General features: G+C 56.5%; 15 protein-coding genes and 1 riboswitch. Of the genes, 9 read left to right on the top strand and 6 right to left on the bottom strand.

Features of this window, described 5'->3' with window-relative positions:
• Positions 1-492: 492 nt before the first annotated feature.
• Positions 493-2,082 carry a bifunctional phosphoribosylaminoimidazolecarboxamide formyltransferase/IMP cyclohydrolase gene (gene purH / locus FCN80_RS22735; protein WP_136992631.1) on the top strand — a complete coding sequence of 530 codons (1,590 nt, stop codon included), beginning with the start codon at positions 493-495 and terminating at the stop codon, positions 2,080-2,082.
• Between the two features lie 15 nt (positions 2,083-2,097).
• Entirely contained in the window at positions 2,098-3,387 is a 1,290-nt protein-coding gene (gene purD, locus FCN80_RS22730) for a phosphoribosylamine--glycine ligase (protein WP_136992630.1), read from the top strand.
• Positions 3,388-3,493: 106 nt separating this feature from the next.
• Here the strand turns inward: purD and FCN80_RS22725 are convergent, their stop codons facing one another.
• The 6 genes from FCN80_RS22725 to nudC form a co-directional block, all read right to left on the bottom strand.
• Positions 3,494-4,120 carry a DUF1481 domain-containing protein gene (locus tag FCN80_RS22725; RefSeq protein ID WP_230492875.1) on the bottom strand — a complete coding sequence of 209 codons (627 nt, stop codon included), beginning with the start codon at positions 4,118-4,120 and terminating at the stop codon, positions 3,494-3,496.
• A 94-nt stretch (positions 4,121-4,214) separates the two neighbouring features.
• A complete protein-coding gene (gene hupA / locus FCN80_RS22720; protein WP_136992629.1) occupies positions 4,215-4,487 on the bottom strand; it encodes a nucleoid-associated protein HU-alpha in 273 nt (90 codons plus the stop codon).
• Between the two features lie 191 nt (positions 4,488-4,678).
• Positions 4,679-5,269, bottom strand: a complete 591-nt coding sequence (locus FCN80_RS22715; RefSeq protein ID WP_136992628.1) for a YjaG family protein — start codon at positions 5,267-5,269, stop codon at positions 4,679-4,681.
• A 60-nt stretch (positions 5,270-5,329) separates the two neighbouring features.
• Complete coding sequence (gene nfi / locus FCN80_RS22710; RefSeq protein ID WP_136992627.1) at positions 5,330-6,022, bottom strand: deoxyribonuclease V; 693 nt, start codon at positions 6,020-6,022, stop codon at positions 5,330-5,332.
• A 1-nt stretch (position 6,023) separates the two neighbouring features.
• Positions 6,024-7,100 carry a uroporphyrinogen decarboxylase gene (hemE, locus tag FCN80_RS22705; RefSeq protein ID WP_136992626.1) on the bottom strand — a complete coding sequence of 359 codons (1,077 nt, stop codon included), beginning with the start codon at positions 7,098-7,100 and terminating at the stop codon, positions 6,024-6,026.
• A 15-nt stretch (positions 7,101-7,115) separates the two neighbouring features.
• On the bottom strand, positions 7,116-7,919 hold the full coding sequence (gene nudC, locus FCN80_RS22700) for an NAD(+) diphosphatase (RefSeq protein ID WP_136992625.1): 804 nt from the start codon (positions 7,917-7,919) through the stop codon (positions 7,116-7,118).
• A 98-nt stretch (positions 7,920-8,017) separates the two neighbouring features.
• On the opposite strand from nudC, the gene rsd reads away from it, so the two are divergent.
• The 7 genes from rsd (at position 8,018) to thiH (ending at position 14,446) form a co-directional block, all read left to right on the top strand.
• The gene (gene rsd, locus FCN80_RS22695) at positions 8,018-8,548 is read left to right on the top strand and encodes a sigma D regulator (RefSeq protein ID WP_136992624.1); all 531 of its coding nucleotides are present in this window, start codon (positions 8,018-8,020) and stop codon (positions 8,546-8,548) included.
• 207 nt (positions 8,549-8,755) lie between these two features.
• A riboswitch (TPP riboswitch) is annotated at positions 8,756-8,869 on the top strand.
• A 102-nt stretch (positions 8,870-8,971) separates the two neighbouring features.
• Positions 8,972-10,891, top strand: a complete 1,920-nt coding sequence (gene thiC / locus FCN80_RS22690; RefSeq protein ID WP_136992623.1) for a phosphomethylpyrimidine synthase ThiC — start codon at positions 8,972-8,974, stop codon at positions 10,889-10,891.
• Positions 10,888-11,541 carry a thiamine phosphate synthase gene (gene thiE / locus FCN80_RS22685; RefSeq protein WP_136992622.1) on the top strand — a complete coding sequence of 218 codons (654 nt, stop codon included), beginning with the start codon at positions 10,888-10,890 and terminating at the stop codon, positions 11,539-11,541. The genes thiC and thiE overlap by 4 nt, the downstream gene beginning before the upstream one ends.
• On the top strand, positions 11,531-12,301 hold the full coding sequence (locus FCN80_RS22680) for a HesA/MoeB/ThiF family protein (protein WP_136992621.1): 771 nt from the start codon (positions 11,531-11,533) through the stop codon (positions 12,299-12,301). Before thiE ends, FCN80_RS22680 begins: the two co-directional genes overlap by 11 nt.
• Positions 12,298-12,498, top strand: a complete 201-nt coding sequence (thiS, locus tag FCN80_RS22675; RefSeq protein ID WP_136992620.1) for a sulfur carrier protein ThiS — start codon at positions 12,298-12,300, stop codon at positions 12,496-12,498. Before FCN80_RS22680 ends, thiS begins: the two co-directional genes overlap by 4 nt.
• 2 nt (positions 12,499-12,500) lie before the next feature.
• Complete coding sequence (gene thiG, locus FCN80_RS22670) at positions 12,501-13,280, top strand: thiazole synthase (protein ID WP_136992619.1); 780 nt, start codon at positions 12,501-12,503, stop codon at positions 13,278-13,280.
• Positions 13,280-14,446: a 2-iminoacetate synthase ThiH gene (gene thiH, locus FCN80_RS22665; protein ID WP_136992618.1), complete on the top strand. Its 1,167-nt coding sequence runs from the start codon at positions 13,280-13,282 to the stop codon at positions 14,444-14,446. The genes thiG and thiH overlap by 1 nt, the downstream gene beginning before the upstream one ends.
• The last annotated feature ends 89 nt before the right edge of the window (positions 14,447-14,535 follow it).

Here is a 14,535-nt window from a genome sequence, read left to right as displayed (position 1 = left end):
GAAATATTCAGCGTATTATAGGTCTTGCGAGTGCCCACACAGATTGTCTGATAACTTGTTAAAGAGCGTGCGCCGGGTAACTCCTCTGGCGCGAGGTGGCGTATATTACGCTTTCCTCATTGGGTGTCAAGCCTGACCGGCTTGTTTCTCACCGCTTTCCGCCGTGTGGCGGCCCGGCCGATACCGGCGTGAAGTGCCGCGGCGTCGGTCGATGGAGGCGCATTATAGGCAATTCTTATCATGCCGCAACAGGTATTTCTCTTAAAATTGGCTGTTCGCTGCTTTCCACAGCAAAACAGGGTTTTATACCCACTTTTGCACACACTTATCCACAAACGTCCCCTGTGAACGAAAATAGGGCGAGCATCGCGCAAACGTTTTCGCTACAATTCACGCCAATTCTTCAGCCTGGATATTTCATGCCCGCTATTGGCGACAATAGCCGGGCATGCCGGATTATTTAAAACTATCCAATCAAAGGATAAACTCGCCATGCAACAACCACGTCCCGTGCGCCGCGCCTTGCTCAGCGTCTCTGACAAAGCCGGTATCGTAGAATTCGCCAAATCCCTTTCCCAGCGCGGCGTTAAGCTGCTTTCAACCGGCGGGACGGCTCGCTTGCTGGCCGAAGCCGGTTTGCCAGTGACTGAAGTTTCCGATTACACGGGTTTCCCCGAGATGATGGATGGGCGGGTCAAAACGCTGCATCCCAAAGTACATGGCGGCATCTTGGGACGTCGCGGCCAGGACGATGCGATTATGCGGCAACATGGCATAGAGCCCATTGATATGGTGATCGTCAACCTCTACCCATTCGCCCAGACAGTAGCGCGCGAAAACTGTAGCCGTGAAGACGCCGTCGAAAATATTGATATCGGCGGACCGACGATGGTGCGTTCCGCGGCCAAAAACCATAAAGATGTGGCGATTGTGGTCGATAGCGGCGACTACGGTCGCATTATCCATGAAATGGACGAAAACGGCGGTTCATTGACTTATGAAACCCGTTTTGACCTGGCTATAAAGGCATTCGAACACACCGCAGCCTACGACAGTATGATCGCCAACTATTTCGGCAGCCAGGTGCCGCCTTACCACGGCGATACCCGTACTCCCGCCGGCCGGTTTCCACGCACGCTTAATCTGAATTTCGTCAAGAAGCAGGATATGCGTTATGGGGAAAACAGCCACCAGTCAGCGGCGTTCTATATTGAGGAGCCGATTCACGAAGTGTCCGTGGCTACCGCCAAACAGTTACAGGGCAAGGCATTATCTTACAACAACATTGCCGATACCGATGCCGCGCTGGAGTGCGTAAAAGAATTCGCCGAACCCGCCTGTGTTATCGTAAAACATGCCAATCCTTGCGGCGTCGCCATCGGCGTCGACGTGCTCGAGGCTTATGAGCGGGCGTATAAAACTGATCCCACCTCGGCCTTTGGCGGCATTATCGCTTTCAATCGTTCATTGGATGCCGCCACCGCCAAAGCCATTATCAGCCGGCAATTCGTCGAAGTGATTATCGCGCCTGTTATTGATGACGAGGCGCGGGCGCTGCTGCAAGCCAAGCAGAACGTGCGCGTACTGGCCAGCGGGATCTGGCAGTCTCGCGTACCGGGGTGGGATTTCAAACGCGTCAATGGCGGCCTGTTGGTGCAAGAACGGGATCTGGGCATGGTCGGACCCAACGATTTGCGGGTGGTAACCCAACGGCGCCCCAGCGAAGCCGAATTGCGCGATGCGCTGTTTTGCTGGAAAGTGGCCAAGTACGTCAAATCCAACGCGATCGTGTATGCCCGCGATAATATGACTATCGGCATAGGCGCGGGTCAGATGAGCCGAGTGTACTCTGCAAAAATCGCCGGCATTAAGGCGGCCGATGAGGGGCTCGACGTTCGCGGTTCGGCCATGGCCTCCGATGCGTTCTTTCCCTTCCGCGACGGTATCGACGCCGCGGCGGCCGTAGGTATCCGTTGCGTCATTCAGCCCGGCGGTTCCATTCGCGACGATGAGGTTATCGCTGCGGCCAATGAGCACGGCATCGCCATGATCTTCACCGATATGCGTCATTTCCGCCACTAAAACCGGGAGCGTAACATGAATATCTTGATTATCGGCAACGGCGGGCGCGAACATGCTTTGGCTTGGAAAGCCGCCCGTTCTCCCCTGGCCGATAAAGTGTACGTCGCGCCGGGCAATGCCGGTACAGCCCTGGAGCCGGAGTTGGAGAATGTCGCCATCGCGCCCACGGATATCGCGGCGCTGGTCGATTTCGCCAAACGCCATGACATCGGCCTGACCATTGTCGGACCCGAAGCTCCGCTGGTGATAGGCGTGGTGGATGCCTTTCAGGCCAACGGCCTGCGTGTGTTCGGCCCGACCCGATCCGCAGCGCGGTTGGAAGGCTCCAAGGCCTTCACCAAGGATTTTCTGGCTCGCCATAATATCCCCACCGCGGAGTACCAGAATTTCACCGACGTAGACTCGGCATTGGCGTATATCCGAAGCAAAGGCGCGCCTATCGTTATTAAGGCGGACGGCCTGGCCGCCGGCAAAGGCGTGATCGTGGCGATGACGCTGGCCGAAGCCGAAGCCGCCGTTCAGGATATGCTGGCCGGCAATGCCTTCGGCGATGCCGGTCACCGAATCGTCGTGGAGGAATTTCTCGCGGGTGAAGAAGCCAGCTTTATTGTCATGGTGGATGGGCGACATGTCGTGCCCATGGCCACCAGCCAGGATCACAAACGGGTGGGCGACGGCGACACCGGACCGAACACCGGCGGTATGGGCGCTTATTCGCCCGCGCCGGTGGTTACCGAAGAGGTGCATCGCCGGGTGATGGATCGGGTTATCTGGCCGACCGTGCGCGGCATGGCGGCCGAAGGGAACGACTATACCGGTTTCCTGTATGCCGGCTTGATGATTGATGCGCAAGGTCAGCCCAAGGTGATTGAGTTTAATTGCCGTTTTGGTGATCCGGAGACCCAGCCCATCATGTTGCGTATGCGCTCCGATCTGGTCGCGCTATGCCTGGCGGCCGTCGAAGGTCGGCTGCACGAGCAAAGTTCGCAATGGGATTGTCGTCCGGCGTTAGGCGTGGTCATGGCGGCGGGCGGTTATCCGGCCGACTACCGTACCGGCGATGTGATCTCGGGATTGCCCGCTGAAGCGGAGGATGACGCAAAAGTCTTTCATGCCGGAACACGACTGGAGAATGGCGACGTTCTGACCCAGGGCGGGCGCGTGCTATGCGTCACCGCCCTGGGCGACACAGTGGCGGATGCGCAGGCGCGGGCTTACCGCGACGTGCAGGCCATCCACTGGCAGGATTGTTTTTATCGCAACGACATCGGTTACCGCGCTATCGCCCGGGAGAAAAGCCAGTAACCTTAAGCCGGGCGTCTGCAGGCATCGCGCCCGGCGCTCCCCTCGTCGCCATCAATTGCCGCCATCGACTGCCGCCACTGGCGGCCGAGGATCTGTGGCCGCCAGTCTAAAGATCGTTACGGGTTGGCTGCCAGTGACAAAAACTTTCATTGGCGACCAACAGCAATTGCGTCCCTTCCGGCGCATCCAGCCAGGCGACGCCCAGCGGCCGCGTTGATCGTTTCGCTCTGGCGACAATCCAGGCGGCGGAGCGCCGATCGAAATGGGCCGAAACAGCTTTGCCAGAACAGTTGTAAAGCTCGCCGTCACGCCACGATCCTTGTTTTAGCTGCACATCCCCCACGCGTAGGGATTGACTGTCCTGCAATACCTGGCCGGCTTCGAATTGATAAATGGCCAATTGGTCGTCGCTGAGTTTTTCACGGATCTGGTTTTGCTGCCGTTGCATAAAAATCACGTTGCCTTGGTCATCAAAGCGGATTTGTACCGTCTGAGGATGCGAGCCCAATTGGTTGCGGGTAATTTGACGCACCTTATTATCCTGGAATTGATAACGGGTAAGGGTCGTGTTATCGCCTTCATAGGGGCTGTAGACACTGAGAATGGCCACAGACTGTTGCGCGGCGTTATCATTGCGCCACAAGCGTATAACACCTCGATCGGCGATATAGCCGCTGGCGGTGAAGGAAGGCGTTTTTTCCTGATGATGGGCGCAAGCTGCCAGCACAAACATGCCCAAGAGTAACCAGGCGCGTCGACATGCAAACAAAAGGGGCGTTTCAGCCCCCATACCTATAATTGTTCTGATCACCAACACACTGTAAGTGTTACTTGACAGCGTCTTTCAGCGCCTTGCCAGAAACAAACGCGGGTACATTGGCCGCCGCAATCTTGATTTCCTTGCCGGTCTGAGGATTGCGTCCAGTGCGTTCACTACGACGATTGATTTTGAAAGTACCGAAACCAACTAATTGTACAGCATCACCCTCTTTGAGAGACTCGGTAATCGCCGACAACGTGGATTCCAGCGCCGACTTTGCCTGTGCCTTGGAAAGATCAGCCTTATCAGCAATTACATCAATCAGTTGAGTCTTGTTCATATGTTATCCTTACAGTGTGTTTATCGCTTGCTAAGTATCGAGCGCGACGGATATGCCGAATTGCAGCACCTCCCTGCAAACACGCACCGATAGCCACTTTTTTTTATGCCCCCCCAAATGTAGACCAGACAGGGTGCAGATGTGAAGTCTTAAGACATGGCAAAACAGGTCTTAAATCACGTTTTATTGCCTTATTGCTGTAAATTTACCCCAAGATTGCTTATCCCGGCTTCGCGCAGGTCTGCCCGCAAGCCTTTTATCAAATCTATGTCGCGTTCTTCACAGCCCGCCAGCAAGCGGAAAATCTCCCACTGAATATCCCATTCCTGCTCAATGGCCGGCAATGCGCTCAATTCGTCATCAGTCATTTCCCGTCCGGCCTCGGTCATTTCCCACATGGCCACCGTATTGACGGACGTCTCGCTTACCGAGACGGCGTGCTCCAATGTTTCGCCGCTCAAACGCGAGTGCAATAATTCACTTAGTGCGACACAGGCGTCGATCGCCGGATAAACACCATAAAAATCGTAATCATCCGCGACGGGGATGCATGCTTCGAGCTTTTCCAATTGCAAATCGAAATCGACCTTGGCGCCCTTGATTGTCTCGGTTTCCCAGATAAGGTCGAGCAACCGCCGGTAAACCGCGCCATCGCCATAACCAGACCGGGCGCAAAACAGTTGATAATTGGGATACATCCGTTCGCACAGCGATGCCATGAAAACCACATGCTGCCAGTTGTCCAGTTTTTCCAGGCGTAAATGTATCGGGTTACGTAACATCGCACTATCTCATAATTCTTAAATTACCCGCAGTGTACCTGAAAACCACCGGTGTCCCTATCATGGACCCAATAAATCCGTTTGCGACGGGTTGTGTTGCCAACGTTGAAACGCCGGACGGTTGGAGGCGACCGCATCCGCCCAACGGGTAGGCTCGGGTAACCGGTATCCACCCATGCAACGGCGCACCCAGGTCAACGCGCTATCAAGGCCCACCCGGTGCCCGGAGGAAACAAACAGAGGGTTGCAGCGTAATTTACTGCGCCAAACCCAGGCTATCTGCTCGTCCTTGTCCATCAACGGCGAGCAGGCATTCAGGTCGTCCCCCAGCGGCTCGAATCGACCACACAGCCGGCGCTTGGCCACGCCGATGGTCGGCTTGTCGATCATTAGGCCGAAATGGCTGGCCACGCCCAGGCGGCGTGGGTGGGAAATACCATGTCCATCGACAAAAACCAGATCGGGCTGGCGAGACAATTTTTGCCAGGCGGCCAACAAGGCCGGATATTCTCTGAAAGAAAGGAAACCGGGGATATACGGCATGGTGGTTTCGATACGCGCCACCCGATACTCGACCGGTTTGAGCGAGGGAAACCGCAGTAGCACGATTGCCGCCCGGGTTATCTCGCCGCCTTGCTCGAACCCCACGTCAGCGCCGGCAATCAGCGATGGCGTCACGAAATCATAAACGTCCCGGCGGATAACCTGCCGCGCGGTTTCCATTTGCCTGACGCGTAATTCGGCAATGTTCACGCTAGGCCGCGTCTCCCGAATGGTATTGCCGCGACAGACGGTGAACCGCATCGACAAACGCCCCGGCGTGTTCCGGCGGCACATCTTGCTGAATACCGTGTCCCAGATTGAAGACATGTCCCTCGCCATGACCGAAATCCTTGAGAATGTCCGCCACTTCCTGCTCAATGCGCGGCACTGGAGCATAGAGCGCCGACGGGTCCATGTTGCCCTGCAAGGCGACCCGATGTCCCACCCGACGGCGGGCCTGGCCGATGTCGGTATTCCAGTCCAGTCCCAGCGCGTCGCAACCGGTGTCCGCCATGGCCTCCAGCCATTGTCCGCCGCCTTTGGTAAACAGGGTGACCGGGACTCTGCGTCCTTGGTGTTCCCGGATAAGGCCAGCAATGATTTTATGCATATAGGCCAGGGAAAATTCGCGGTATCCGCGACCGGTCAGTACGCCGCCCCAGGTATCGAAGATCATCACCGCCTGAGCGCCGGCCCGGATTTGCGCGTTAAGATAGAGCATAATGGCATCCGCCAGCTTGTCCAACAACAGATGCAGGCTGGACGGTTCCGTGTACATCAGTTGTTTAATTTTGGCGAAGGATTTGCTGCCGCCGCCCTCTATCATGTAAGTCGACAGCGTCCACGGACTGCCGGAAAAACCGATAAGCGGGACAGCGCCGCGCAACTGCGCGCGAATAGCGCGCACGGCGTCCATGACGTATCGTAATTCCGTTTCGGGGTCGGGTATTGGCAACTTACGGATATCGGCCACGCCGGTCAACGGACGTTCGAAACGCGGCCCCTCGCCTTGCTCAAAATACAACCCAAGCCCCATGGCGTCAGGCACCGTGAGAATATCGGAAAACAGAATCGCCGCATCCAAAGGGTAACGGCGCAAGGGCTGCAAGGCGACTTCGCAGGCCAGTTCGGTATTTCGGCATAACGCCATAAAATCACCGGCGACATCCCGTACCGCTTGATATTCCGGCAGATAGCGTCCGGCCTGCCGCATCATCCAGACCGGCGTCATATCCACCGGCTGGCGTAACAGCGCCCGTAGGTAACGATCGTTTTTCAATTCATCCATAGCGCTTTCCCTGGGTTATGAAAGGACTGTAGCATGCGACGGTCCCGCATCTTGCTCCGCGCGACACAACGCGACGGTATCCTCTATCAAACGACGGGCCACCGTACCCGGCGGAGGCAATAATGGCAAGGCATCATATCGATACCAGCCGGCATCAAGAATTTCGCCGTGATCGGGGATGATCTCGCCCTCGGCGTAGTCCGCCATGAAGGCCGTCATTAGCGAATGGGGAAACGGCCAGGGCTGGGAGGTCACATACCGCACATTTTTGACTTTAATACGCGTCTCTTCCATCACCTCGCGAGCCACCGTCTCCTCCAGCGTCTCGCCCACTTCCACAAAACCCGCCAGTACCGTGTAGATGCCGCCGCGATGACGGGTATGCTGGGCCAGCAAAATTTCAACGCCGCGGCGAATTGCAACTATAATGCATGGAGCGATTTGCGGATAATAACGTTCATGGCAGTGATCGCACAAACATGCCCATTCTTTTTCGCTGATGCGCATGGGGTGACCGCAATAACCGCAGTAGCGATGGGACCGGTAGAATTCAGCCAGTTGCGCTCCCCGTCCCGCCAGTTGGAACAATCCGGCTTCCTGATCGATCAATTGCCGAACCGATCCCATATCTTGCGGCATGGCATGGCGCACAAGCCAAACAGGGGAGCCTTGCCACTGGCCGATCCGGGTCGCCTTCAGGCCTTGCAGCGACCAGGTGGACGCCTGGCCAAACGGCAATTCGCCCTTTGGCAACCAAATTTTGCTTTCCTGGCTGACTACCCACCAGCCCTGCTCGCTACCACTGAGTACTTGTTCCATTTTTGTTGCACTACCCCTTGTTCGCTGGCAATCTAGAATTTAGCTTAAGTGATAAGTCACCCTAGGATGCTTTTTCTTTTTACACATTGGAGTCTGTCATGTTAAACCAGCCGGAAATTCTGGCTCAACGTGTTGGCGGCAGTAATGAACTTATCGACCAGTGGCTTACAGCCCGCCGCGGGTTGCTTGTGGCGTACTATCGCCTGATAGGCCTCAAACCCAACAAAGAAAAGCATACTCCTCTCAATGAAGTGGCGCTGGACGACTTTTGCCATCATTTGGTGGACTATCTTTCCGCTGGTCACTTCCATATGTACGATCGCATCGTGCAAAACACCGAGGATCGTAGCCCGAATACGCTATCCATCATTCAGCTTTATCAAGCGCTGCAGGAAAATACCCAGCAAATTATGGCGTTTTATGACAGCAATTTTGAAACCTCCGTCGATGACGATAACTGCATCGCGTTTCAGGACGCCTTGTCCGGTGTCGGTGAAGCGCTGGCGACGCGCTTTTCGCTGGAGGATAGGCTGATTCAGGCGGTTTTCGAACACCGTTCTGCGCATCCCGCCACGGCGTCCGCCACGCAGCCGCAGGCCAATGGTGCGGACACTGCCCCCTTGGCATAAATTTTCAAATGATCTTTTATCGCGGGGTATTTTGCGGTAAAAATAGACACTCTACATACGTCGGGTTGCATCGCGGCGGCGAGCGGGCGAGTTCCCGGAAGCGTGGTTCACTCTGTAACGGGGGCGGGCTGGCATAGCCGACCAACAGGCAACTTGAAGTACAATGAGTATCTCATTGGCAAATGCGGTACCGGCCTGACCAAGGCCGAAATCTTGTCGGAGTGCCTAGCGCGTTTTCTACGCCAGGCTGAGACCGTTAATTCGGGATCCGCGGAACCTGATCGGGTTAAGACCCGCGAAGGGAACAAGAGTAATTCAACATCAAGCATTATCCGGTTTCTCATGATGATGCTGATCACGTCCTATTACTCCCATAGCGCTCCAGGCAAGCAATTTTTCTTAAAGACCCAATAAGGAATTGCTATGTCTCTATCTGCATCGTCTTCTTCCCGCCGTGAACAACGCGCGCTGGCCCAGGATTTCATCGACCGTCTAAAAGGCGAGGCCTTTCCCAATTCCCGGCGCATCTATATCCAGGGCGGCAATCCCGACATCAGGGTGCCCATGCGCGAAATACAGCTCAGTCCAACGCTTATCGGCGGCGACAAAACCGCGCCGCGTTATGAACAAAATGAACCCATACCAGTATACGATACCGCCGGACCCTATGGCGATCCGGCGGTCTCCATAGACGTGCGCGCCGGTCTGGCTCCGCTACGGGCCGATTGGATTGCCGGGCGGCAAGACAGTGAAACCGTCGGTCAGTTGAGTTCCCGCTACAGCAACGAACGCCGTTCCGACGACGGCCTGGAGGATATCCGTTTTAGGCCGGGGCACTTGCCGCGCCGGGCCAAGTCCGGACGGCGGGTGACTCAGTTGCATTATGCGCGGGCCGGGATCATTACGCCGGAAATGGAATTCATCGCCTTGCGGGAAAATATGGGACGGGAACGGATACGCGGCGAAACGCTGTCTCAGCAGCATGCCGGCCAAAGCTTCGGCGCGCATTTGCCGGAAAATATCACGGCGGAATTCGTCCGTGAGGAAGTGGCCGCCGGCCGGGCCATCATCCCCGCCAATATCAACCATCCCGAATCAGAACCGATGATTATCGGCCGAAATTTTCTGGTCAAGGTCAACGCCAATATCGGTAACTCGGCAGTCAGTTCATCCATTGAGGAAGAAGTGGAAAAACTGGTCTGGGCCACCCGTTGGGGCGCGGATACGGTTATGGATTTGTCCACCGGACGCTATATTCATGAAACCCGCGAATGGATATTGCGCAACAGCCCGGTTCCTATCGGCACGGTACCCATATATCAGGCGCTGGAAAAGGTTAAAGGCATTGCCGAGGATCTCAGTTGGGCGGTTTTTCGCGACACGCTGCTGGAGCAGGCCGAGCAAGGGGTGGATTATTTTACCCTGCATGCCGGCGTGTTGCTGCGTTATGTTCCGATGACCGCCAAACGCTTGACCGGGATCGTCTCGCGTGGCGGTTCCATCATGGCGAAATGGTGTCTGTCGCATCACCAGGAAAACTTTCTCTTTACACATTTCCGCGATATTTGCGAAATCTGCGCCGCCTATGATGTGGCATTGTCCCTGGGTGACGGTCTGCGACCCGGATCCATTCAGGATGCCAATGACGAAGCGCAGTTCGCCGAGCTTTATACGCTCGGCGAACTGACCAAAATCGCTTGGGAATACGACGTGCAGGTCATGATAGAAGGCCCGGGGCATATCCCGATGCACATGATCCGCCGCAACATGACCGAACAACTGGATCATTGCCATGAAGCGCCCTTCTATACACTGGGGCCATTGACCACCGATATCGCCCCGGGATACGACCACTTTACCTCCGGGATCGGCGCGGCGCTCATCGGCTGGTTCGGCTGCGCCATGCTTTGTTACGTCACGCCCAAGGAGCATCTGGGCCTGCCTAACAAGGCAGACGTCAAACAGGGGCTTATCACCTATAAAATTGCTGCGCACGCGGCGGATTTGGCTAAAGGTCATCCCGGCGCGCAGATAAGGGATAATGCCATGTCCAAGGCGCGTTTCGAATTTCGCTGGGAAGATCAATTCAATTTGGCCCTGGATCCCGCCACCGCCCGTGCCTATCACGATGAAACCCTCCCGCAGGAATCCGGTAAAATCGCCCATTTCTGTTCCATGTGCGGACCAAAGTTCTGTTCCATGAAGATTTCCCAGGAAGTGCGCGACTACGCCGCCGCGCAGGCGATGGAAGTCCAGAATGGGATGGAAAGCATGTCGCAGGCCTTTCGCAGCCGCGGCGGAGAGATTTATCTAACGCCGATTGATACGGAGGCGGACAAATGACCGAACAACTTGCCCCTTTCGCCCCCACCGAGCATCGTCTCGGGTTGTATCCGGTGGTGGATTCGCTAGCCTGGATCGTCCGATTACTGGATGCCGGCGTGACGACCCTGCAATTACGCATCAAGGACCAACCGCCCGCCGTGGTGGAGCCGGACATTGAGGCCGCCGTCCTCCTGGGTCGAAAATACCGTGCCAGACTGTTTATCAATGATTATTGGCAATTGGCGGTTAAGCATGGCGCCTATGGCGTACATCTGGGTCAGGAAGATCTGGATACCGCCGATCTGGGGGTAATCCAACGTGCCGGATTACGCCTGGGGCTCTCTACCCATAATGACCTGGAACTTGCCAGAGCGCTATCGTTCCGGCCTTCTTATATTGCCCTGGGACATATTTTCCCCACCCAAACCAAAATCATGCCTTCGCAACCGCAAGGCCTGGCGGAACTTCGGCGCATGGTCGCCGGCCTTAAGGATATTCCCACCGTGGCCATCGGCGGGATCAGTCTTGATCGGGTCGACGACGTCTTGGCCTGTGGCGTCGGCAGCGTCGCGGTGGTGAGCGCCATTACCAAAGCCGCCGACTGGCGTCGCGCTACCGCCATACTGATGGAAAAAATAGCCGGCCGGGAGGTGACGGATGCTCACTGATCAGGCCTTTTTACGTTACAGCCGCCAACTCTTGCTAGAGGAAATCGGCCCGACGGGACAGGAAAAACTGCTGGCCGCCACGGTATTGGTGGCCGGGCTTGGCGGGTTAGGTTCCCCCGCGTCGCTGTATCTGGCGGGCGCCGGCGTCGGCAGGTTGCTGTTAGCCGATGATGACCAGGTGGATGTCAGTAATTTGCAACGGCAAATCCTTTTTCAAACCGACGATATTTCCCATTCAAAAGCCTGGTTGGCGCAACGCCGTTTACAAGCGCTTAATCCGCTGGGCGAGTATATTCCCCTGCGGCAACGGCTGACCGGCGACAACTTGTCGGATGTGGTGGCGCGGGCGGATCTGGTGATGGATTGCAGCGATAATATGCAAACCCGACAGGCAATCAATGCCGCATGCGTCCGGTTGGGTAAAACCCTGATAAGCGCCAGCGCGGTCGGTTTCGGCGGCCAGATATTGGTATTGGAACCGCCTTATCGGCAAGGCTGTTATGCCTGCCTGTTTCCCGATGCGACCGAGCCGACACGCAATTGCCGCACCGCCGGCATCGCCGGGCCGGTGGTAGGAATAATGGGCGCCTTACAGGCGCTGGAAGCCATGAAAATCCTTTGCGGCATGCCCTCATCGTTCAGCGGCCGGTTGGGACTGTTCGACGGCAAATCCATGACCTGGCGCATTGTACAAATGACCCGCGCTGATAACTGCATCCATTGCGGCTTACCGTCGGGCCTAGAAGAGGTCGTTCAATGAAAATCCACATCAATGAACGGCCGGTAGAGCTGGACGCGCCACTGTCGCTGGACGCCTTGCTAAAACAATTACGTTATCCGCCGGAAGGCGCTGCCCTGGCCATCAACCATACCGTGATCCCTCGCGGCCAATGGCCGCACCGCCTTGTCCAGGATGGCGACGACATATTACTTTTCCAGGCCATAGCTGGGGGCTGAACATGTTGAAAATAGCAGATATGACTTTTTCTTCCCGGTTATTTACCGGAACAGGCAAATTCGCCAACGCCGACCTGATGCTTCAGGCCATCGCCGCCTCGGGCAGCCAATTGGTCACCCTGGCTATGCGACGGGTGGATCTACAGCGCCATAACGACGCCATTTTACCGGCTTTGCGCCGGTACGGGGTCTCGCTTTTGCCTAACACATCCGGCGCCAAGACCGCCGAAGAAGCCGTATTCGCCGCCCGACTGGCGCGCGATGCCCTAAACACCCATTGGATAAAGTTAGAGATCCATCCCGACGCGAAGTACCTGCTGCCCGATCCCGTTGAAACACTGAAGGCGGCGGAACTACTGGTGAAAGACGGTTTCGTGGTTTTACCCTACTGCGGGGCGGATCCGGTACTGTGCCGACGGCTGGAGGACATCGGCTGCTCAGCGGTGATGCCGCTAGGATCGCCTATTGGCTCTAACCAGGGATTACAGACGCGCGATTTCCTGCGGATCATCATCGAACAATCCGGCGTGCCGGTGGTGGTCGATGCCGGTATCGGCGCCCCAAGCCAGGCGCTGGAGGCATTGGAAATGGGCGCCGACGCGGTACTGGTGAATACCGCCATCGCGGTGGCCAGGGACCCGGTCGCCATGGCCCGGGCGTTCAGATTGGCGTTGGAAGCGGGAGAAGCGGGCCGACAAGGCGGATTAGCGTCGAGACAGACACACGCCAGCCCCACCAGCCCGCTTACCGGATTTTTACAACAGACTGAGGGGGCCGCGTAATGACGAGCTTTACCCCCTATTGGCGACATCTCGATTGGGATGATATCGTGCTAAGGATCAACGCCGCGACGGCACGGGATGTGCAACGGGCGCTGGATAGCGAGCATCCCGGACCGGAAGCCTTTTTGGCATTGATTTCCCCGGCGGCGCAGCCCTTTATCGAGCCGCTGGCGCAACGTGCCAGGCGGCTGACCCGCCAACGCTTCGGCAATGTGGTCAATCTTTACCTTCCACTCTATCTGTCAAATCTGTGCGCCAACGATTGTACGTATTGCGGTTTTTCCATGAGCAATCATCTCAAGCGCAAAACGCTGGATGAGGATGAAATCGTCAACGAGTGCCGGGCGATTCGCGACATGGGTTTTGAGAACGTGCTGCTGGTCACTGGCGAGCATAAGGGCAAAGTCGGTATAGAGTATTTCCGCCGTACCGTTCCTTTAATCCGTCGCTATTTCAGCGCGTTGATGATGGAAGTCCAACCCATGTCGCAGGAGGATTACGCCGAACTGAAAACCCTTGGACTGGACGGCGTTATGGTCTATCAGGAAACCTACCACGCCGCAACCTATCAGCGGCATCATCTGCGCGGACAAAAGCGGGATTTTACCTGGCGGCTGGAGACGCCGGATCGCCTGGCCCGTGCCGGAATCGACAAAATTGGGCTGGGTGCGTTGATAGGTTTATCAGACAATTGGCGGGCGGATTGCTATATGGTGGCCGAACATTTGTTGTATCTGCGCAAAACTTACTGGCAAAGCCGGTATTCCCTGTCGTTTCCCCGTTTACGGCCTTGCGCCGGCGGGATTACGCCGGCGTCGTTGATGAACGAAGCGCAGTTGCTGCAAGTCATGTGTGCCTTTCGCTTACTGGCCCCCGAGGTGGAAATCTCACTGTCAACCCGCGAATCGCCCTTTTTTCGCGATCATGCAGTGCCCATAGTGGTGAACAGCGTGAGCGCCGGTTCGAAAACCCAACCAGGTGGTTACGCCGGCGGTGGACCGGAACTGGAGCAATTCGAACCACATGACCATCGTTCGCCGCGCGAAGTACAACTGATGCTGGAGCGGGCCGGCCTGCAACCGGTATGGAAGGATTGGGATGGTTATCTGGGCAGGTCATCTGCCATGGACCCTAACCGGATTTCGCGTTCCGGCCTATCCCATTAGGGCTATTTTACGTGTCGTTTTGCACCTGGACCGTGCTCGATATCCTCGCATACTCCGTGTACGCGCCGATTCCCGGGCGCTGTCCGCGT

This window comes from Martelella alba, from assembly GCF_005217455.1.
Lineage (GTDB): Bacteria > Pseudomonadota > Gammaproteobacteria > Enterobacterales > Enterobacteriaceae > Acerihabitans.
The sequence above is the reverse complement of the archived record's forward strand: the minus strand, read 5'-3'. Positions and strand labels throughout refer to the sequence as shown.